Raw genomic sequence first — 20984 nt, 5'->3', positions numbered from 1 at the left:
CGGCGCGATGATCCGCCACTCCGCATCACTGAGATCGAAACGGGCCATGATCTCCTCCGTCAGGAGGTTGAATCACTTTACACCCGCTTCGGGAATCCCCTTTATGGGTACAGAACCTAGCTCCGCACCTCAGCGAGCAGGCGGAGCAGCGCTGGTTATGGCCGGGCTTGACCCGACCATCCATCTTTTGTCGAAACGATATTGCGAAGAAAATGGATGCGCGGGCCAAGCCCGCGCGTGACAGCGATGTACGGCGCTGGCCCATCAAATCGTCTGATTATACTCGCCCACTTCCGGATGCGTGCGCAGCACGCCGTCCACCGCCTTGAACATCTCGCGCATGCGCGCTTCGGATGCGGGGCTCTCCACCACCACGACCAGTTCCGGCTTGTTCGATGAGGCGCGCACGAGGCCCCAGGTGCCGTCCTCGACGGTGACGCGCACGCCATTGACGGTGACGAGATCGCGGATCGCTTGACCTGCGACCTTGCCGCCCTCCGCTTTCGCCTTCTCGAAATGCTTCACCACCGCATCGACGATGCCGTATTTCTTTTCGTCGTCGCAATGCGGCGACATGGTCGGCGACGACCATGTCTTCGGCAGCGCGTTCTTCAGGTCGCTCATGCTCTTGCCGGGGTTGCGATCGAGCATGTCGCAGACGGCGATCGCGGAGACGAGGCCGTCGTCATAGCCGCGGCCGAACGGCTTGTTGAAGAAGAAGTGGCCCGACTTCTCGAAGCCGACCAGCGCGCGGCTCTCGTTCACGCGGCGCTTCATGTAGGAGTGCCCGGTCTTCCAGTAATCCGCCTTCGCCTTGTTGGCGATCAGCACCGGGTCGGTGGCGAACAGTCCGGTGGATTTTACGTCCACCACGAAGGTCGCGCCCGGATGCAGCGCGGAGATGTCACGCGCCAGCATGACGCCGATCTTGTCGGCGAAAATCTCCTCGCCCTCGTTGTCGACCACACCGCAGCGGTCGCCGTCGCCGTCGAAGCCGAACGCAACATCGGCCTTGTGATGCAGCACCGCATCGCGCATCGCGTGCAGCATCTCCATGTCTTCGGGATTGGGATTGTATTTTGGGAAGGTGTGATCGAGCTCGCAATCGAGCGGGATCACCTCGCAGCCGATCGCTTCCAGCACCTTCGGGGCGAACGCGCCGGCCGTGCCATTGCCGCAGGCGCAGACCACGCGCAACTTGCGCTTCAGCTTCGGCCGGTTGGTGAGATCGGCGATATAGCGCGCCGGGAAATCGTCGATGAACTGGTAGGAACCGCCCTCGCGGGTCTTGAACGCGGCGTTCAGCACGATCTCCTTGAGCCGCGTCATCTCGTCGGGGCCGAAGGTCAGCGGGCGGTTGGCGCCCATCTTCACGCCGGTCCAGCCGTTGTCGTTATGCGAAGCGGTGACCATCGCAACGCAGGGCACGTCCAGATCGAACTGCGCGAAATAGGCCATCGGCGACAAGGCGAGCCCGATATCGCGCACCCGCATGCCGGCCGCCATCATGCCGGCGGTCAGCGCCATCTTCACCGAGGCGGAATAGCCGCGGAAATCGTGACCGGTCACGATATCCGGCCGCACGCCCATCTCGTGGACCAGCGTGCCGATTCCCATGCCGAGCCACTGCATGCCCATCAGGTTGATTTCGCGGCCGAGCAGCCAGCGCGCGTCGTATTCGCGGAAGCCCGTCGGCTTCACCATCGGCTGGGATTCATAGGCATAGGTGTTGGGCGCAAGTTGCGCCGCAGGCTTCGGAAACATGCGTGTCCTCGGGCGGGCGATGAAATTGGCGGGAGCAATAGCCTAAACGCGACGGGTGGGGAAATGGTTGCCCCACATGGTTGCCTATTGTGGTCATTCCGGGGCGCTGTCTTTCCCTTCCCGCCGCTACGCGGGGGAGGGATAAGAGCACCCGCTTCGCTCACGGCAGAGGGAAGCGCTCAGTTTTCCAGCACCAGCTTGTTGTTGGCATATTCGAAGCGCTTGAGCCGCGTCAGATAGGACAGCCCGAGAAGGTTTTCGCCAAGCGCGTCGCCCGGCACCACCAGCGCCTGCACGTCGCGCACCACGAGCCCGCCGATATCGACGCTGCCCAGCATGACGGGCGCGGCTTTCACGGTGCCGTTCGCGGTCCGCACCTGCGCGGTATAGTCGTTGCGCATCGGACGGATGCCGAGCCGCGCGGCCTCGCGTTCGGTCAGTGCGATGACGGAGGCGCCGGTATCGACCATGAAACCGATGCGGCGGCCGTCGATCCGGCCCTCGACCTGGAAATGGCCGCGGGAGTCGCGGGGAATGGTGACGCTGCGGCCGCTGCTTAGCGCCGGCTGAACCGCGGCGATTGCGGCTTTCGGTTCGGGCTGTGCCGGAGGCGTGGTGCCGCGTTCGAGCCACGACGCGATCAGCGCCGCGATGCCCGCCACCATTCCTGCAACAACCAAAAGACTGCGCATGTCCGGGATCGCCACCCGCCCGCCAATGTCCGCAGCAGAGCACGGCGATGGCGAATGCCGTGCTAACGGGCGGTGCGCGGCGCGGTATTGCGCGGCGCGATGGTCGCCGCATGCTGAACCGGATCGTTCGAATTGTAGCAATTCCGCTTGTCCGCTCGTCCCCACGACGGGGGATCCAGAAATCATAACACTGGATTCCCGCTTTCGCGGGAATGAGCGGAGAGAAACGGATTACGTCCTCGCGCGCTTGGTGCGCCGCGTCGGGACGGCATTCGCGGGATCGTCCGGCCAGGGATGTTTCGGATAGCGCCCGCGCATTTCGGCTTTCACCGCGGCATAGCTTCCGGCCCAGAAGCCGGGCAGGTCTTTCGTCACCTGCACCGGCCGCTGCGCGGGCGAGAGCAGCTCGATCACCAGCGGCACGCGGCCGCCCGCGATGGTGGGGTGACGGCTGAGCCCGAACAATTCCTGGACGCGGATCGCAATGGTGGGACCTGCTTCGGCCTCGTAGTCGATCGGGACATGGGTGCCAGTCGGCGCCTCGAAATGGGTCGGTGCTTCGGCGTCGAGCCGCCGCCGCATCGGCCACGGCAGCAGCTCCATGATCGCGCTGGAGAGATCGTCGGCGCCGATGTCCTTCAGCGCAATCTTGTCTGTGAGGAGCGGCGCAAGCCAGTCCTGCGCGCTTGCGGTGAGGGCTGCGTCCGACAGGTCCGGCCATTCGTCGCCCTCGGACTTGCGCAGGAACATGACGCGGTCGCGCCATTGCTTGAGATGCTTGCTGAAGGGCAGGCGGTCGAGGCCGGCCTTGGCAATGGTATCGGCGAGCAGGCGCGCATTCTCCGGCGACGGCGTGACCGGCGCGATCTGCTCGGACAGTGCAATGGCGCCGAGCTTCTTTGCCCTGCGGCCGCGCAGGCTGAGCGTCGCCGGGTCGACCGTCACCTCGTCGCGCTGCGCGATGCGATCGGCGAAGCGCGCTTCGATCTCGGCAAGCGTGATAGGGGCGGCCAGCAGGATGCGCGCCTGCTGCGCGCTGCCGGACAGATCGGCCACCACGATGAACGGCTCGCGCGCCAGCGAGAGCGCGGGATCGAGCATCGCGCCGCGGCCGTTCGCGAGCAGGAACGACCCCTGTCCGCCGCCGCGGTTCTTCGCGATGCGGTCGGGATAGGCGAGGGCGAGAAGCGCGCCGGCGCTGATGTCATCATTCCAGGACGTGCCTCGCGTCGCTGAATCGGCCCATCGCTTCGCCATGGCGCGCGCCTCGTCCGCGCGCCGCGAACGGTCGCGCCGGAACTGGTCGAGCCGGTGCGTCAGGTCCACATCGTTGCCGCCCAGCCCGCGCTCGGTGACGAGTACCGCAATCTGCGCCGCCGTTTCGCCTGCGGCCTCGCGCGCGGCATCCACCACCATGCGCGCCAGCCGCGGCGGCAACGGCAGCGCGCGCAACGCCTTGCCTTCATCGGTGATGCGGCCGTCGCTGTCGAGCGCGCCGAGTTCGATCAAGAGTTTGCGCGCTTCGGTGTAGGCGGCCTGCGGCGGCGGATCGAGAAAGGTCAGCGTTGCCGGATCGCTGACGCCCCATTGCGCGAGATCGAGCGCGAAGGAGGACAGGTCCGCGGAGAGAATTTCCGGCCGCGCATAGGCCTCGAGCGAGGCGGTCTCCGGCTCGCTCCAGAGCCGGTAGCAGACACCCGGTTCGGTGCGGCCGGCGCGGCCGCGGCGCTGATCGGCGGCGGCGCGCGAGACCCGTACCGTTTCCAGCCGCGTCAGCCCGGTGCCCGGCTCGAAGCGCGGCACGCGGGCGAGACCGGAATCGATCACGATGCGCACGCCTTCGATGGTGAGTGAGGTTTCCGCGATGGAGGTCGCGAGCACCACCTTGCGCCGTCCGGGCGGCGCAGGCGCAATCGCGCGGTCCTGCACCTGCGCATCAAGCGCGCCATAGAGCGCGACGATATCGACGGCAGGATCGGTGACACGCTCCTTGAGCAGTGTTTCGGTGCGCCGGATTTCGGCCTGTCCAGGCAGAAACACGAGCACCGAACCGGGATCGGTTCGCAGCGCGCGCATCACCGCATCCGCGACCTGTGGCTCGATATGCGCGCGTGCGTCACGCGGCAGGTAGCGCGTCTCGACCGGGAAAGCGCGGCCGAGGCTTTCGATCTGCGGCGCGTCGCCGAGCCTCCCCGCCACGCGCGCGCCGTCGATCGTGGCCGACATCACCAGCAGCTTCAAATCCTCGCGCAGGCTTTGCTGCGCGTCGCGGGCGAAGGCGAGGCCCAGATCGGCGTCGAGCGAGCGCTCGTGGAACTCGTCGAACAGGACGGCGGCGATTCCGGTCAGCTCGGGATCGTCGAGGATCATGCGGGTGAAGATCCCCTCGGTGACGACCTCGATCCGGGTGCGCTTCGACACTTTCGAGCCGAACCGCACCCGCAGGCCCACCGTGTCGCCGACCTGCTCGCCCAGCGTCTTCGCCATCCGTTCGGCCGCCGCGCGCGCGGCGAGGCGGCGCGGTTCCAGCACGATGATTTTCTTTCCCGCGGCCCAGGGTTCGTCCATCAGCACCAAGGGCACCCGCGTGGTCTTGCCGGCGCCCGGCGGGGCGACCAGCACGGCGGCCTCGCGCGCGCGCAGCGCCTGGGTCAGCGCCGGCAGCGCGTCGTCAATGGGCAGGGGGGAATCGAAGCTTTGCATGGTGCGCTATCGTGTTGTGTTCCCCATGGCGCATGTCGCGCAAGATATCCACCGCCTCCGTTGCCATTGCGCGCCGGACGGCCCACATTGCCCCTCATGCCCGCACCGAAATCCACCAAATCCGCCGCCAAGGCGGCCGCCCCGTCTGCCGCGAAGCCGCCAAAGCCCGCGACTGCCGCCGCACTGAAGAAAGGCGACCACGTCTTCCTGGTCGACGGCTCGGGCTACATTTTCCGCGCCTATCACGCACTGCCGCCGCTCAACCGCAAGTCGGACGGACTGCAGATCAACGCGGTGCTCGGCTTCTGCAACATGCTGTGGAAGCTTCTCCGCGAGATGAAGCCCGAGGACCGGCCGACCCATCTCGCGGTGGTGTTCGACAAGTCGGAAAAGACCTTCCGCACCGATTTCTTTCCCGACTACAAGGCGCACCGGCCGGAGGCGCCGGCCGACCTGATCCCGCAATTCCCGCTGATCCGCGAGGCGGTGCAGGCCTTCGACATCCCGTGCCTCGAACAGGCCGGCTACGAGGCCGACGACCTGATCGCGACCTATGCGCGGCTCGCCTGCGAGGCGGGCGCGAGCACCACCATCGTGTCGTCCGACAAGGATCTGATGCAGCTCGTGAACGACTGCGTGATCCTGTACGACACCATGAAGGACAAGAAGATCGGCGTCGCCGAGGTGATCGAGAAATTCGGCGTGCCGCCGGACAAGGTCATCGAAGTGCAGGCGCTGATCGGTGATTCCACCGACAACGTGCCGGGCGTGCCGGGCATCGGCGTGAAGACCGCGGCGCAACTGATCGGCGAATATGGCGATCTGGAAACGCTCTTGTCGCGCGCGAGCGAGATCAAGCAGGAGAAGCGCCGCCAGACCCTGATCGACAATGCGGAAGCCGCGCGCATCTCGAAGCGGCTGGTGACACTCGACCGCAATGTCGCGCTCGCCGTGCCGGTCGAAGACCTCGCGGTCCACGAGCCCGACTACAAGAAACTGATCGCGTTCCTGAAGGCGATGGAGTTCACCACGCTGACGCGGCGCGTGGCGGAGGCTGCCGACATCGACGCCAGCCAGATCGAGCCGGATGCGCGGTTGAGTGCCGGCGCCCCGCCGCTGCCGCCGGTGCGGCCGGAGGACGGCGCGCCTCAACAAACCTCCACCCCGTCGGCTGCGCGGACGACCCTCCCCCTTGCAGGGGGAGGGATGAACAGGAGCAAGGGCGGAGGGAGTGCCACCGAGCAACAGGTTTACACGCCTGTCTCGCTTGCCGAAGCGCGCCTCGCAAAGCTGAAGGCGCTGCCGTTCGACCGCTCGAAATACGAAATCGTCCGCGATCTCGCGCGGCTGAAGGCCTGGATCGTGCGCGCCATCGATGCCGGGCAGGTCGCGATCGACACGCAGACCAATTCGCTCGACCCAATGCAGGCGACACTCTGCGGATTCTCGCTCGCGATCACGCCCAACGAGGCCTGCTATGTGCCGGTCGCGCATCGCAACACCGGCGAGGGTGAGGGGCTGTTCGACGCAGGTCTCGCGCCGCACCAGATTTCCGAGAAGGACGCTCTCGACGCAATGCGCCCCCTGTTCGAGGACAGGGGCGTTCTCAAGATCGGGCACAATCTGAAATTTGACTGGCAGATTTTCGCGCAGCGCGGCATCGAGCTGTCGCCTTACGACGACACCATGCTGATGTCCTATGTCGTCGATTCCGGCCGCGTCTCGCACGATGTGGCGACACTGGCGAAGCGCTATTTCGATCACACTGTGATCGATTTCAACGAGATCACCAAGTCCGGCAAAACCCGCGTCGCATTCGACTGCGTGCCGATCGAGCGCGCGGCCGAATATGCCGCGGAAGATGCCGATGCGACGCTCCGGCTCTGGCATGTGCTGAAGCCGCGGCTCGCGGCCGAACACATGATGAATGTGTACCAGACGCTGGAGCGTCCGCTGATCGCGGTGCTCGGCCGCATGGAGGCGCGCGGCATTTCGATCGACCGCCAGACGCTGGCGCGGCTCTCGGGAGAATTCGCCACCGAAAGCGCGCGCCTTGAAGAGGAAGCGCAGAAGGTGGCGGGCCAGCCGTTCAATCTCGGCTCGCCGAAGCAGATCGGCGATGTCCTGTTCGGGTCGATGGGCCTGCCTGGCGGCACCAAGACCAAGACCGGCGCATGGTCGACCTCCGCGCAGGTGCTGGAGGAGCTCGCCGAGCAGGGTCACGAATTGCCGCAGAAGATTCTCGACTGGCGGCAGGTCTCCAAACTGCGCTCGACCTATACCGATGCGCTGCCGAACTACGTCGATCCGAAGACGCAGCGCGTGCATACGAATTACGCGCTGGCCGCGACGACGACCGGCCGTCTGTCATCGTCGGAGCCCAACCTGCAGAACATTCCGATCCGCACCGAGGCCGGACGCAAGATCAGGAAGGCCTTCGTCGCGAAGCCCGGCCACAAGCTGGTCTCAGCCGATTATTCGCAGATCGAATTGCGGCTGCTCGCGGAAGTCGCCAACGTGCCGGCGCTGCGTCAGGCCTTCCGCGACGGCACTGACATTCACGCGATGACGGCGTCGGAAATGTTCGGCGTGCCGGTGAAGGACATGCCGGCCGAAGTGCGCCGCCGCGCCAAGGCGATCAATTTCGGCATCATCTACGGCATCTCGGCCTTCGGCCTCGCCAACCAGCTCGGGATTCCGCGCGAGGAAGCCGGCGCCTACATCAAGAAGTATTTCGAGCGCTTCCCGGGCATCCGCGCCTATATGGACGAGACCCGCGATTTCTGCCGCGAGCACGGCTATGTCGAGACGCTGTTCGGGCGCAAGTGCCATTACCCGGACATCAAGGCGTCAAATCCGTCATTGCGTGCGTTCAACGAGCGCGCCGCGATCAATGCGCGGCTGCAGGGCTCGGCGGCCGACATCATCCGCCGTGCCATGATACGGATGGACGATGCGCTCCGCGACGCCGGACTGTCGGCGCAGATGCTGCTGCAGGTGCATGACGAACTGGTGTTCGAGGTCCCCGATGCCGAGGTCGAGCGGACTTTGCCGGTGGTCAGGCGCGTCATGGAAGATGCGCCGATGCCCGCGGTGCAGCTTCATGTGCCGCTCTCGGTCGAGGCCCGGGCCGCCGATAACTGGGACGAAGCGCATTAGCGCATGGCTGTCATTCCGGGGCGCGCCGAAGGCGCGAACCCGGAATCCAGTAAAAGACCACCGCCCCCTCATCTGGATTCCGGGTTCTCGCGCTCTGCGCGAGCCCCGAAATGACGAAAGGCAATTTCCTGAATGTCCCCTCTTTCCACCTTCCCCATCACCAAGAAATGGCCCGCGCAAAATCCCGATGTCCTGCAGCTTTACTCGTTCCCGACCCCGAACGGCGTGAAGGTCTCGATCGCGCTGGAAGAGATCGGCCTGCCCTATGAAGCCCATGCAGTGAATATCGGCCAGAACGAGAGCTGGACGGAAGAATTTCTCTCGCTCAACCCGAACGGGAAGATTCCCGCGATCATCGATCCGGACGGTCCCGGCGGACAGCCGATTGGCCTGTGGGAATCGGGTGCGATCCTGCACTATCTCGCGGAGAAAACCGGCAAGCTGATCCCGGCCGATCCGAGCGCGCGCTGGCACACGGTGCAATGGGTGCATTTCCAGATGGGCGGCATCGGGCCGATGTTCGGACAGGTCGGCTTCTTCCACAAGTTCGCGGGCAAGGACTACGAGGACAAGCGGCCGCGCGATCGCTACGTCAATGAATCGAAGCGGCTTCTCGGCGTGCTGGAAACCCGGTTGAAGGGCCGCAAATGGATCATGGGCGACGATTTCACCATTGCTGATGTCGCGAGCATCGGCTGGGTGCGCAATCTGATCGGCTTCTATGGCGCGCGCGAGCTGGTCGAGTACGACACGCTGACCGAAGTGCCGCGCTGGCTCGATGCGGCGCTGGCGCGTCCGGCGGTGCAGCGGGGGCTCGAGAGTCCGAAGCGGCCGGGGTGAGCATCGCGGGACGTTGGAGCCTCACATCGACAATCCCGATTGCGGTCAAAATCGTGCAAGATCATTGGGGAAAATGTGCCGCCCGGCCAGCGCCAAATGACAGGGCCGGCGCGCAGATGTTAGTAGAGGCGCCATGACCAAGACCGGCACCCAGATGTCTGCCCCGCAACCGCGCGCGCATGTCGCGGATATTCGCTCGCGCCTGCACGACATCATCCGCAGACGCTCGTTCGGACGCGGCGAGATCACGCTCGCCTCCGGGCGCAAGAGCGACTTCTATTTCAACCTGAAGCCGACCATGCTCGATGCCGAAGGTGCAGCTTTGCTGGCCGAGCTGACGCTCGATGCACTCGCTGGCGAAAACATTGACTATGTCGGCGGACTGGAAATGGGCGCGGTGCCGCTCGCGGGCGCCATCGCGCAGCTCTCCTTCATGCGCGGCAAGCCGATCCAGGCCTTCTTCGTGCGCAAAAAGCCGAAAGAGCACGGCGCGAGGCTGTCGGTCGAGGGGCTGGCGCCGGGCGAATCGCTTTCCGGCAAGCGCGTGGTGATCGTCGAAGACGTCACGACGACAGGCGGCTCCGCCATCAAGGCCGCCGATGCCGTGCGCGAATCCGGCGCCGAAATCGTCATGGTGCTGACCATGGTCGATCGCGAGGAGGGCGCGACGGAGACCTTCCAGGACGCGGGGCTGGCCTTCCGCTCGCTCTACAAGGCGGGCGAATTCCTGAAGTCCTGACGCCGGATTTTTGCCGCGATTGGTTATCGGCTCGTTTACCCGATGCCTCTAGAATCCCGCCCGGTAACCCGTGGCGTCGGGTGTTGCTGTGCCGGGCCGACGCAACCAATTCGCTTTTGGTGCGTTTGCAGGCGGGACATTCACGGATGAAAGGAGCCCGCCGTGGCTCGGGGTGGCGTTCGATTGCGTCCGTGGCGGCTCGCCACGATTGCGGGACTGGCTGCGTTGTTGCTCGTGGAAGCGCCGGCCCCCGCATCCGCACAGAATATTTTCGAAAGCCTGTTCGGCGGCTTCAAGCGTGCGATGACGCCGCCGCGCGCGCCGGCCATGGCCAATTCAAACCATGCCGGCGGCGACAGCCACCACGGCGGCGGTCTGTCTTCGGGCTATTGCGTGCGGCTGTGCGACGGCCGCTACTTCCCGGTCAGCGGCCGCGGCAGGATGAGCGCCGCCGAGATGTGCCGGTCGTTCTGCCCGCATGCGCCCACCCAGATTTTTTCCAGCGGCGGCGGCAATATTGCGAACGCCGTTGCGCCGAACGGGCAGCGTTATGTCGATCTGCCGAACGCCTTCGTCTATCGCGACAAGGTCGTGGCCGACTGCACCTGCAACGGCCAGAGCCCGATGGGGCTGGTGCCGTTCGACGATGAAGACGATCCGACATTGCGTCCGGGCGACATCGTCGCCACCAACGAAGGGCTGATGACGTATCGCAACGATGGCCGCTATTCCGCCTTCGTGCCGGCGGCCAGCGCACCGGGCCTGCCGCCCGCCCTGCGCGAACGCCTGACCGCGACGCGGGTGGCGCCGACGCCCACGGTGGTGGAAACCGAAGGCGCAGCCGGCAGCGACGCCGTCGCCAGCCATGACGCCGAACCCCGCTCGCAAACCGTTCGGTAACGTCCGCAAGGCGGGTCAGGCGTTCAGACGCGTCACAACGTCGTCGGCGAGCGCCAGAGAACAGGTCAGCCCGGGCGATTCGATCCCGAACAGATTGACCAGACCGCTCATGCCATGCTCGGCCGGCCCGTCGATCATAAAATCCGCCGCAGGCTCGCCTGGGCCGGTGAGCTTCGGTCGAATGCCGGCATAGTCCGGCACCAGCGTGTTGTCGGGCAAGCCGGGCCAGTAGGTGCGGATGCGCGCATAGAACGAGGCGGCGCGCGCCGGATCGACATTGTAGTCCTCCGACGCAATCCATTCGACATCGGGACCGAAACGCATGCGTCCGGCGAGGTCGAGCGTGACATGCACGCCGAGCCCGCCGTCCACCGGCGTCGGATAGATCAGCCGGGTGAAGACCGGCCGGCCCGCATAGGCGAAGTAATTGCCTTTCGCCAGCACCTGTTTCGGAATGCGCGCCGCCGGATAACCCTCGATGCTGCGTGCGATTCGCTGCGCTGACAGCCCGGCGCAATTCACCAGGGCGTCGACATCGAGATGACCCGCCTCGCGGCCGCCGAACCTGACGCGCCAGCCATTGCGCATCGGCATCAGCCGCTCGACCGGCGTCTCGAATGCGATCGCGCCGCCATGGTCCTCGAGGTCGCCCTGCAGCGCCAGCATGTATGCATGGCCGTCGATGATGCCGGTCGCAGGCGACATCAACGCCGCGATGCAGGACAAGTCCGGCTCGAGATCGCGCGCGGCATTGCCGCCGATCAGTTCGAGCCCCTCCACACCATTGATGCGGCCCTGCGCATGGATCGCCTCGATGCGGGCGCGCTCGGCATCGTTGGTCGCCACGATCAGCTTGCCGCAGCGACGATGTGCGACCCCGTAGGTCTCGCAGAAATCGTAAAGCATGCGGTTGCCGCGCGGACAGAGCGCGGCGCGCAGCGAGCCGGTCGGATAATACATCCCGGCATGGATGACTTCGGAATTGCGCGAGGAAATGCCGGTGCCGATCGCGTCCGCGGCCTCGGCCACGATGACGTCATGACCGGCGCGTGCCGCCGCCCGCGCGACGGCGAGTCCGACGACTCCAGCGCCTATGATGAGAATCTGCATGGTTACCCGCGGGGAGAGTGCGTATTGCAGCGTGTTAAACACGTTGAAAACACGACTTTGCCTGCGGCTCAATCACAACCTTTCGTTAAGCGCTGTCCCGGTGTGATGACGCCGTCAATCTGCATGCCGGACCCTGTCCAATGTTCACATTCACCGGACGCATTGGCCGCAAAGCGTTTTTCTGGGGCTCGGCTCTGCGGATAGCGCTGTTCGCCGCAACGGTCGTTGGCTTTCCGCTCTTTCTGACGGCGCTGGTGTCGATGACGGGATGTCGAGGGATCGGCGGAGCTTGCGGCGCCGTCGGTCTTGTCGGCGCGATGGCTTACAAGCCGCTTGTATTCGTCCTCTTTGTATTCTCCTTTATTGGCATTTCAATGCGGCGCGCCAGCGATGCGGGGCTTCCCGGCTGGACCGGACTGTTCATCCCATTGCTATGGTGCGCCGACCGCGCCTTCTTGGTCTTCTCCGGAGCGCCGTGGTCGCTGGCTTTTTCAAGCGGCGTTCTGTTCACGACGTTTCCGGCCTATGCATTGCTCGCGCTGGCTGTCATCGGCATCCTGTGTATGCTGCCGACGCGCGGAGGCAATATGACTTCCAGCAATCCGTTTGGCGCAGCTGGCTGGATCGCGTTCGGGCTTGGGGTGCTCGTCAGCCTGTCGGCGACGGTCAAAGCTCTATCGACGTTTCCGGCCTTGCTTCCGTTCGTCTACTCGATCGGATGGGCGGGGTGGCCGATTGCGCAATATACCCCGTACGTGATGATTGCTCTGGTTGCGGTCCTGATCTGGATCGCGTGGCGTGAGCGCGGCTATGTCGCGACTGCAACGGACGTCTCCGGGCCCGCGCCGCCGCAGGCAGCCGGTCTTCCGATCATGCGATTGCTGCTGTGCAGCCTTGGATTGGCAATCGCGGCGGTCGCGATATCGATCGGCAGCAATTTGCTGCCCCTGGTGCTGCTGGTTCAGGCCACCACGATCGTGCTCCCGACGACGCTATTGTATTTCTGCGTGTTGCTGGGCGCTTATCTGGTTTTCACCCGTCGGAGCATTGGTGCGGTGACATTTCTGGCCGTTGCGCTGCTGCCGATCGCGGGCTGGGCCTATTCTTATTGGCAAGCATCGAGTGCGGCGGCCCGGGAAGCCACCGAGGTTGCTGCCATTCCGACGACGGTCGCCGGCCGCATTCCACGAACCATGGTGATCGAGTCTCGCAACGTCTCCGGCATGCGCGCGGTGTGGCAGGTGCCCGGCATCGATCGTGTGATTTATAAGGGCGCGTATGGTTCGCGCCTTGTGCAGTTTGATCGTCCGACCGGCCGCAGCCAAAACCAACAGCAGGTCGTCAATGCGCTGCCGGAGGATTATCTTCTGCTCAGGATCGGGCGATCGAGCACGTTTGCCGACAAGCAGAAAGCCTATCCGCTCGAAGGCGGGCCGTTCGAATTGCGGCTGGTCAATCCCGACGGAGACCGGCTTATCGGCATCCAGTACCACAGCCTTCATGCGCGTCCGACATTTCCGCCGGTGCTGACCGAGCAGGGCTGGTTTCGCCAACCCAATACCACGACGGCCGAAAGGCTGACGGCCGTGATCAGCGATTTTTTGCGCCGGTCGCTGCGATCGGCCACGGCTTCCGTGGCCGGGCAATAAAAAAGGGCGATCTGCGATCGCCCTTTTTGTTTGGTGAGTTGGCTTTCTTTACTCCGCCGCGATCCGGACTTCCGGTGCCGCGGCGCGCACCTCGGCGTCGACCTTGCTCTCGAACTTGGCGAAATTGTCCTGGAACATCTTCACCAGCGCGCGCGCGGTTTCGTCGAAGTCCTTTTTGTTCTGCCAGGTCTTCATCGGGTACAGCAGATGCGGCTCGATGCCCGGCACCGAGGTCGGCACGGAAAATCCGAAATAGGGGTCGGTGCGATACGACGCGTTCTTCAGCGAGCCGTCGAGCGCGGCAGTCACCAGCGCACGGGTCGCCTTGATCGGCATGCGCCGGCCTTCGCCGTATTTGCCGCCGGTCCAGCCGGAATTGACCAGCCAGCAATCGACATTGTGTTTGGCGATATAGCCGCGCAGCAGGTTGCCGTATTCGGCTGGCGGACGCGGCAGGAACGGTGCGCCGAAGCAGGTCGAGAATTCCGGCTGCACGCCGACCAGACCCTTCTCGGTGCCGGCGACCTTCGCGGTATAGCCCGACAGGAAGTGATACATCGCCTGCGCCGGGGTCAGCTTGGCGATCGGCGGCATCACGCCATAGGCATCGGCCGTCAGGAAGATGATGTTCTTCGGATGCCCGGCACAGCCCGAGCGAGAGGCATTCGGGATGAAGTCGAGCGGATAGGCCGAGCGGGTATTCTCGGTCTTGGAAATGTCGGTGTAATCGGGCACGCGGGTATTCGGATCGAAAACCACGTTCTCCAGCACCGCGCCGAAGCGGTTGGTGGCGTCCCAGATCAGCGGCTCCTTTTCGTGGGTCAGATCCACGCATTTTGCGTAGCAGCCGCCTTCGAAATTGAAGATGCCGTCCGGGCTCCAGCCGGTCTCGTCGTCGCCGATCAGGGTGCGGCTCGGATCGGCCGACAGCGTGGTCTTGCCGGTGCCCGACAGGCCGAAGAACAGCGCGGAATCGCCGTTCGGGCCGACATTGGCCGAGCAATGCATCGGCATCACGCCCTGCGCCGGCAGATAGAAATTCAGCGTGGTGAAGACCGACTTTTTCATCTCGCCGGCGTAAGAGCTGCCGCAGATCAGCACGATCTTCCGGGTGAAGTCGATCGCCACCATGGTGTCGGAGCCCTCGCGGCCGCCGTGGCGCGCGGCATCCGGCCGGAACGAGGGCAGGTCGATGATGGTCATGTCCGGCACAAAATCCGCAAGCTCGGCGCGCTCGGGGCGGATCAGCAGGGTGCGGATGAACAGCGAATGCCAGGCGAGTTCGGTGAAGACGCGCACCTTGATGCGGTATTTCGCGTCGGCGCCGCCATAGAGGTCCTGCGCGAACAGCTGCTTGCCTTTGCAATGCGCGAGGAAGTCTGCATAGAGATTGTCAAAATGCTCTTTCGAGAGCTTGCGGTTGCCGTCCCACCACACGCTGTCGCGGGTGAGATCGTCGACCACGGTATGCTTGTCCTTCGGCGATCGGCCGGTGTGATGGCCGGTCTCGGCGCAGAGCGCGCCGCCGGCGACGATATTGGCTTCGCCTGCGGCGATGGCGCGCTCGTAGAGCGGCGCTTCCGTCAGGTTCCAGTGAACGGCCTGAAGCTCCTTCAGCCCGAATTTGTCCGCTCCATAGGCTTTATTTCTGACGCCCGATTCCTGCACGGAATGCCCTCCGAAAAACCTCTTCGGCCGTCTGCCGCGGCCGGTTTCAGTCACACGCCGATGTCGGTGTGGCCCTTGCGATAGGTCAAAGATACGGCCCCTGGCTGGCCGCGCGGTGTCTTAGAGCCGCGCCGTCATGATGCCAAGCCCTTTGAAGCCGCATCATTGCAGCGGCCAATTCGCTGCACCGCAACAAGTGGCGCAGTGTTGTGGCGCAGTGTTAATGAGGATGGCGTGTGCTGCAGCGCAAACCAACCGTTGGCGGTCCCAAAAAAAACGGGGCGGCCCGATCCAGACCGCCCCGATTTTTCAGCATCGCAGACTTTTCAGTTCGAGGCGTTGACCACCTCGACACGGCGATTCTCGCCGGACAAGGGCTGGTCAGGCCGTTTAAGCCGCTCGAAGCCGAAGCCCGCGACCAGCAGCTGGTGGGGGGGAATCTGGAAGGTCTGGATCAGGTATTTGCGCACGGACTGGGCGCGCCGGTGCGACAGATCGAGATTGTATTCGGGGCTGCCGGCGGCGTCGGTGTGCCCGTTCAGGATGATGGTCGATCCCTTCAGCGTCGGTGACAGCAGCGCCACGCCAAGCTCGTTGACGGCGGCGACCGCCTTGGGCCCGATCACATCGGAATTGTAGTCGAAGAAGATCGCGATATCGACCTTCGGCTTGTCCTCGATCACCTTGGCAATCTCGGCGCGCTCTTCCCGGTTCGCCGGCGCCACCGCCTCGATCGAGATCGCGCGGGTGCGCGCCTTTTGCAGAACCTGCTGATCGGCGGCGTTCGAATTGGCGCCAAGCGAGCGGGTCAGGCTGCGGGTCTGACCCGCCGGTTGCTTCGGCTTCAGCGCCTCTTCGATCCTGCTGGATTGCGCATGGGACGGAACGGTTCCTGAAACCGTGAACAGCGCCATGATGCCGGCAATGACCAGTGTCGTAATGCGGTTCATGTGTCTCCCCTCATCCGGCAGTCATTCCAATACCAAATCGTACCACATCGTCCCTGCGCCTTGCAGGGGCTTCGCAGTCGCGCCGGATCACAGGTTGGTCGCGTGAGCGTGAGTGCAGGTTCGATCAGACCGCGCGCGCCTCGTTGGCCATCTGTACCAGCACGGCCCGCAAAGGCCCGGCACCGTTCACCCGCTGCGGAAAGGGGACGCGCAGCGCAACGCGCCCGTGCTGCAATTCCAGGCCCTCCGGATCGAAGCCGGCGCAGCGCCAGTCGCCATCGGGCGCGCCGCAGAGCTTTGTCGCGTAGAGCCGGCAGGCGTCGGCGTGGTCCTCGTTCATGTGCGCCGATGCGCGCTCCTCCGATTCAAGCAGATCATCGGCTCCCGCGGGATCGATGAGAATGTCCCGTGGCTTCAGATCGACGATGCGGCCGAAGCCCGCCACCAGATGCGCGGCCGCAATCTCGATGCGGTAGAAGGCGAAATCGGCGAAGCCGGCGAACATCGCCGCCTCGGGCTGGCGCGCCAGATAGCGCCGGCGGTCGTGCGGATCGGTTGTGACGGCGGCGCGGCCCATCAGCATGACCCGCGCGCCTTCCAGCGGATCGCCCTCCTTGCGCTCGTCCAGCATCAGGGAGACACGGCTGTCGGCGATCACGTTTTTTGTATGGATGGCAAGTTTCGAGATCAGAAGCAGCGGTGCGCCGTCGAAGGCGGTCGCCACATTGACCAGTGAGCAATAGGGGTCTCCCGTTCCCGGCATCAGGGTCGCCAGGGCTCCGGAACGCGCTTCCCGCAGGAGTTTCTTGGCGGCGAGCGTTGGATTGAAATCGGCTTGTGGCTGCATGGGGCGTCGGTCTCCGGCCGTGCGATCCGGTCCGCTTGGGCCGGGTCAGGCGTTCATTCCCCGCTCTGGCCGCGGGAACAAAAGAGGGATATGTTCGTCATTCAAGGAGAATCATAGAGTTGTTGCCGAATAGACACATTTCGGCCCAGCTTTGCAGGCTTCAAGCCCGTCGGGGATTCACCGAGTCTTAGAAAAGAGGCGTCATGCCGACCATCGCTCTCGTCGACGACGACCGCAATATTCTCACGTCCGTCTCCATCGCCCTCGAGGCGGAGGGCTACCGGATCATGACCTATACCGACGGCGCCTCCGCGCTGGACGGGTTCAAGTCGTCGCCGCCCGATCTTGCGATCCTCGATATCAAGATGCCGCGGATGGATGGCATGGAGCTGTTGCGCCGTGTCCGGCAGAAGACCGACATGCCGGTGATTTTCCTCACCTCCAAGGACGAGGAGATCGACGAATTGTTCGGCCTGAAAATGGGGGCCGACGACTTTATCCGCAAACCCTTCTCGCAGCGGCTGCTGGTCGAGCGGGTCAAGGCGGTGCTGCGCCGGGGTCAGCCCAAGGACGCCACGGCCCAGAAGGAAATCGACACCGCCAAGGTGCTGGAGCGGGGCCTGCTGCGCATGGATCCGGAGCGTCACACCTGCACCTGGAAAGGCGAGCCGGTCACCCTGACCGTGACCGAATTCCTCATCCTGCAGGCGCTGGCAAGCCGTCCGGGCGTCGTGAAGAGCCGCAATGCGCTGATGGACGCGGCCTATGACGATCAGGTTTACGTCGACGACCGCACCATCGACAGCCACATCAAGCGCCTTCGCAAGAAATTCAAGGTCGTGGACGACGACTTCGACATGATCGAGACCCTGTATGGGGTCGGCTATCGCTTCAAGGAAACCTGAGCGTCCACGGCAGACCGCAAAACGCAGCGGAGCGATCCACGGGTAGGCACGTCGGACCGGGCCAACTAGACTGGTGCCCGGCCGGAGGTGCCGACGGATCGGTTGCCGGACCCAAGCCAGGGCGTTGCGCGCGTGCTCGATCGGACCAAGCAGCTGACATCGGAAAGACAGACCGGGCCCGGCCCGGCTGGCGATGCGCCGCCGCACCCGGCCAAGGCTCCCTCCTTGCCCGCTCAGACGGCCGCTGTTGGCTTCATTCGGCGATTGTCGGAGTTCTGGGAGTATTTTGTCGGCCAGGGCTCGTCGAGCCTGACGCGACGGATTGTGCTGCTCAACGTCGCCAGCCTGGTGGCGCTGTTTGTCGGCATTCTCTACCTCTCACAGTCCCGCCAGTTCTTCATCGAGGCGCGCATCCGCAGCCTGCAGGTGCAGGCCGAGATTATTGCCGGCGCCATTGCGGCCTCAGCGGCCGTCGAGACCGATTCGATCACCATCGATCCGGACCGCCTGCTGGAATTGCAGCTCGGCGAAACCTACGGGCCGGACGATTCGGCGATGGAGTTTCCGATCAATCCGGAACGCGTTGCGCCGGTGTTGCGGCGGCTGATTTCCCCCACCAATACCCGCGCGCGCATCTATGATCGCGAGGGCGTGCTGCTGCTCGACAGCCGCAGTCTTTATGGCCGCGGCGACGTCCTGCGTTTCGATCTGTCGAACACCGAGATGGATCGGCCGGGCTTTCTGGAACGGCAATGGATGTCGATCCGCAAGCGGCTGACCCATGGCGATTTTCCGATCTACCAGGAGCTCGGATCGCAGAACGGCAAAGGTTATCCCGAAGTCGTCGCCGCCCTGACCGGGGCGACCAGTTCGATCGTGCGGATGAACAGCCGCGGCGAGGTGATCGTGTCGGTGGCAACACCGGTGCAGCGCTTCCGGGCGGTGCGCGGCGTGCTGCTATTGTCGACGCAAGGCGACGACATCGAGGACAGCGTGACCGCCGAACGGATTGCGATCCTGAAGGTGTTTCTGGTTGCGGCGGTGATTATGATCCTGCTTTCGGTGCTGCTCGCCCGCACCATCGCGGGACCCGTGCGCCGCCTTGCCGACGCCGCAGACCGGGTGCGTCGCCGGGTCCGGTCCCGTGTCGAAATTCCCGACTTCACGTATCGCAAGGACGAGATCGGTGAACTGTCCGGCGCGCTGCGCGAAATGACCAACGTGCTTTACAGCCGCATCGAGGCGATCGAGAGCTTTGCTGCCGATGTCGCGCATGAACTCAAGAATCCGCTGACCTCGCTGCGCTCCGCGGTCGAGACCATTCCTCTGGCAAAGACCCGCGAAAGTCAGAAGCGGCTGTTCGCCGTCATCCAGCATGACGTCAGCCGGCTCGACCGGCTGATATCGGACATTTCCGATGCGAGCCGCCTGGACGCCGAACTGCAACGTCAGGAATCCGCGCCGGTCGATCTGCATACGTTGCTGACAACCGTGGTCAATGTCGCCAACGAAGTCCGCCAAGACGATGACGTGCAGGTCGTTCTCGCCTTCGAAGGCGGCGGGCCGAAGGCTTTCGTGGTGCCGGGGCACGATTCCCGGATCGGCCAGGTGATCGACAACCTGATCGCCAATGCGCGGTCGTTCTCCTCGCCCGGCGGAACCGTCCGTGTCACCGCGCGCCGGATCCGCGACAAGGTCGAGATCATCGTGGATGATGACGGACCGGGGATCCGGCCAGACGCCATCGAACGGATTTTCGAGCGATTTTACACCGACCGCCCGCATCAGGGCTTCGGCAACAATTCCGGATTGGGCTTGTCGATCTCCAAGCAGATCGTCGAGGCGCATGGCGGAAAGATCTGGGCGGAGAATCGCCGCGGTGTGGCGACCCATCCTGGCGCCGATCCGCTGGTGCTCGGTGCGCGCTTCGTCGTGCAATTGCCGGCGGCCTGATGTGAGGCCATTCGGCGGGCATGTCGCGCCATGATGTCCACCATCCACGCCACCGGCTTGCTGTTCGGTCGTCGCGGCGTGCTGATCCGCGGACCGTCCGGGTCCGGTAAATCGCGGCTTGCGCTTGCGCTTCTGCAATCCGGGCGCGCGCGCTTTGTGCGCCTGGTCGGCGACGACCGGCTTCATCTGACCGCTGCACACGGCCGGCTGCTGATGCAGCCGGCCGCGGCGCTGCAGGGCCTGATCGAGGTCCGCGGCCTCGGCATCGTCCGCATGCCGTATGAGCCACTGGCCCTGTCCCACATCGTGGTCGACCTCGCGGCGGCCGACGGCCTGCGGCTGCCCGAGCCGGAAGCGACCGTGACCGAGATTCTGGGCGCCCGCCTTGCGCGGCTTCCGGTCGCACCCGGTAACGACCCGTTTCCGTTAATCTTGGCTTATCTGACAGAAAGTGCTGCCGGGGCGGCCAGCCTTTAGCGCGCGAGGGGAAGCCGAAGGATCGCGCCCTCTCGCAAAATGGCTGTGGCTTTCTTAGCTATCGCGATGCAACATCACTCCGAAATCGCCCGGGCGGGCCTTGCAATGGGGATTCGGATGGTCAAGATGAGCGCCCTTTCGTGCGGCGCATATCCAGGTCTGAGCGCCCGCCGGAGTCTCTGATGATCGGCCTTGTTCTCGTCACCCACGGCCGCCTTGCCGTGGAATTCCGCTCGGCGCTTGAGCATGTGGTCGGTCCGCAAAAGCAGATCGAAGCCATCACAATTGGTCCCGACGACGACGTCGAGCAGCGCCGCAGGGACATCATCGAGGCGGTCAAGCGCGTCGATACCGGCGACGGGGTCGCAATCCTGACCGATATGTTCGGCGGCACCCCCTCCAACCTCGCCATTTCCTGCATGAGCCGGCCCAAGGTCGAGGTGGTGGCAGGTATCAATCTGCCGATGCTGGTCAAGCTCGCCAAGGTGCGCGGCGATCAGCCCTTGCCCGAGGCGGTCGCGGCGGCGCAGGATGCCGGCCGCAAATATGTCACCATCGCCAGCCGGGTTCTTGCCGGAAAATGACTGCCGATAGCGCGATCGTTCGCGTGCTGGAAATCTGTAACAAG

Annotated in this window: 16 protein-coding genes; 9 read left to right on the top strand and 7 right to left on the bottom strand. The window is 64.6% G+C overall.

Going from position 1 to position 20984, the window contains the following annotated elements:
* Positions 1-264: 264 nt before the first annotated feature.
* The 3 genes from ACK41X_RS15615 to hrpB form a co-directional block, all read right to left on the bottom strand.
* Entirely contained in the window at positions 265-1764 is a 1500-nt protein-coding gene (locus ACK41X_RS15615; protein ID WP_409725095.1) for a phosphomannomutase/phosphoglucomutase, read from the bottom strand.
* 179 nt (positions 1765-1943) lie between these two features.
* Positions 1944-2456: a TIGR02281 family clan AA aspartic protease gene (locus tag ACK41X_RS15610; protein WP_409725093.1), complete on the bottom strand. Its 513-nt coding sequence runs from the start codon at positions 2454-2456 to the stop codon at positions 1944-1946.
* Positions 2457-2687: 231 nt separating this feature from the next.
* Positions 2688-5159 (bottom strand): ATP-dependent helicase HrpB, encoded by a 2472-nt coding sequence (gene hrpB / locus ACK41X_RS15605; RefSeq protein ID WP_409725090.1) that lies wholly within the window; start codon positions 5157-5159, stop codon positions 2688-2690.
* Between the two features lie 96 nt (positions 5160-5255).
* Between hrpB and polA the strand changes: the two genes are divergently transcribed.
* The 4 genes from polA (at position 5256) to ACK41X_RS15585 (ending at position 10797) form a co-directional block, all read left to right on the top strand.
* Entirely contained in the window at positions 5256-8318 is a 3063-nt protein-coding gene (gene polA, locus ACK41X_RS15600; protein ID WP_409725087.1) for a DNA polymerase I, read from the top strand.
* 132 nt (positions 8319-8450) lie between these two features.
* A complete protein-coding gene (locus tag ACK41X_RS15595; RefSeq protein ID WP_409725084.1) occupies positions 8451-9158 on the top strand; it encodes a glutathione S-transferase family protein in 708 nt (235 codons plus the stop codon).
* 154 nt (positions 9159-9312) lie between these two features.
* Positions 9313-9897, top strand: a complete 585-nt coding sequence (gene pyrE, locus ACK41X_RS15590) for an orotate phosphoribosyltransferase (protein ID WP_409725097.1) — start codon at positions 9313-9315, stop codon at positions 9895-9897.
* A gap of 162 nt (positions 9898-10059) precedes the next feature.
* Positions 10060-10797 (top strand): DUF2865 domain-containing protein, encoded by a 738-nt coding sequence (locus tag ACK41X_RS15585; RefSeq protein WP_409725082.1) that lies wholly within the window; start codon positions 10060-10062, stop codon positions 10795-10797.
* 15 nt (positions 10798-10812) lie between these two features.
* On the opposite strand, the gene ACK41X_RS15580 is transcribed toward ACK41X_RS15585, so the two are convergent.
* Positions 10813-11907 (bottom strand): NAD(P)/FAD-dependent oxidoreductase, encoded by a 1095-nt coding sequence (locus tag ACK41X_RS15580; protein ID WP_409725080.1) that lies wholly within the window; start codon positions 11905-11907, stop codon positions 10813-10815.
* A 140-nt stretch (positions 11908-12047) separates the two neighbouring features.
* Between ACK41X_RS15580 and ACK41X_RS15575 the strand changes: the two genes are divergently transcribed.
* Positions 12048-13556 (top strand): DUF805 domain-containing protein, encoded by a 1509-nt coding sequence (locus tag ACK41X_RS15575; RefSeq protein ID WP_409725077.1) that lies wholly within the window; start codon positions 12048-12050, stop codon positions 13554-13556.
* A 48-nt stretch (positions 13557-13604) separates the two neighbouring features.
* Here the strand turns inward: ACK41X_RS15575 and ACK41X_RS15570 are convergent, their stop codons facing one another.
* The 3 genes from ACK41X_RS15570 to ACK41X_RS15560 form a co-directional block, all read right to left on the bottom strand.
* Positions 13605-15224, bottom strand: coding sequence for a phosphoenolpyruvate carboxykinase (locus ACK41X_RS15570; protein ID WP_409725074.1), 1620 nt, complete (start codon positions 15222-15224; stop codon positions 13605-13607).
* 326 nt (positions 15225-15550) lie between these two features.
* Positions 15551-16174 (bottom strand): OmpA family protein, encoded by a 624-nt coding sequence (locus ACK41X_RS15565; protein WP_409725072.1) that lies wholly within the window; start codon positions 16172-16174, stop codon positions 15551-15553.
* A 124-nt stretch (positions 16175-16298) separates the two neighbouring features.
* Positions 16299-17021 carry a HugZ family protein gene (locus ACK41X_RS15560; RefSeq protein ID WP_409725069.1) on the bottom strand — a complete coding sequence of 241 codons (723 nt, stop codon included), beginning with the start codon at positions 17019-17021 and terminating at the stop codon, positions 16299-16301.
* A 203-nt stretch (positions 17022-17224) separates the two neighbouring features.
* On the opposite strand from ACK41X_RS15560, the gene ACK41X_RS15555 reads away from it, so the two are divergent.
* From ACK41X_RS15555 to ACK41X_RS15540, 4 genes are all read left to right on the top strand, one after another.
* The gene (locus tag ACK41X_RS15555; RefSeq protein ID WP_409725067.1) at positions 17225-17926 is read left to right on the top strand and encodes a response regulator transcription factor; all 702 of its coding nucleotides are present in this window, start codon (positions 17225-17227) and stop codon (positions 17924-17926) included.
* Between the two features lie 132 nt (positions 17927-18058).
* Positions 18059-19879 carry a stimulus-sensing domain-containing protein gene (locus tag ACK41X_RS15550; RefSeq protein ID WP_409725065.1) on the top strand — a complete coding sequence of 607 codons (1821 nt, stop codon included), beginning with the start codon at positions 18059-18061 and terminating at the stop codon, positions 19877-19879.
* Positions 19880-19909: 30 nt separating this feature from the next.
* Positions 19910-20356 carry an HPr kinase/phosphorylase gene (locus tag ACK41X_RS15545; protein WP_409725062.1) on the top strand — a complete coding sequence of 149 codons (447 nt, stop codon included), beginning with the start codon at positions 19910-19912 and terminating at the stop codon, positions 20354-20356.
* A 182-nt stretch (positions 20357-20538) separates the two neighbouring features.
* Positions 20539-20940, top strand: coding sequence for a PTS sugar transporter subunit IIA (locus tag ACK41X_RS15540; RefSeq protein ID WP_409725060.1), 402 nt, complete (start codon positions 20539-20541; stop codon positions 20938-20940).
* The last annotated feature ends 44 nt before the right edge of the window (positions 20941-20984 follow it).

The sequence above is a fragment of the Pseudorhodoplanes sp. genome (genome assembly GCF_046289595.1).
Lineage (GTDB): Bacteria > Pseudomonadota > Alphaproteobacteria > Rhizobiales > Xanthobacteraceae > Pseudorhodoplanes.
Note: the sequence above shows the minus strand (reverse complement) of the source record. Positions and strands in the feature narration are given on the sequence as shown.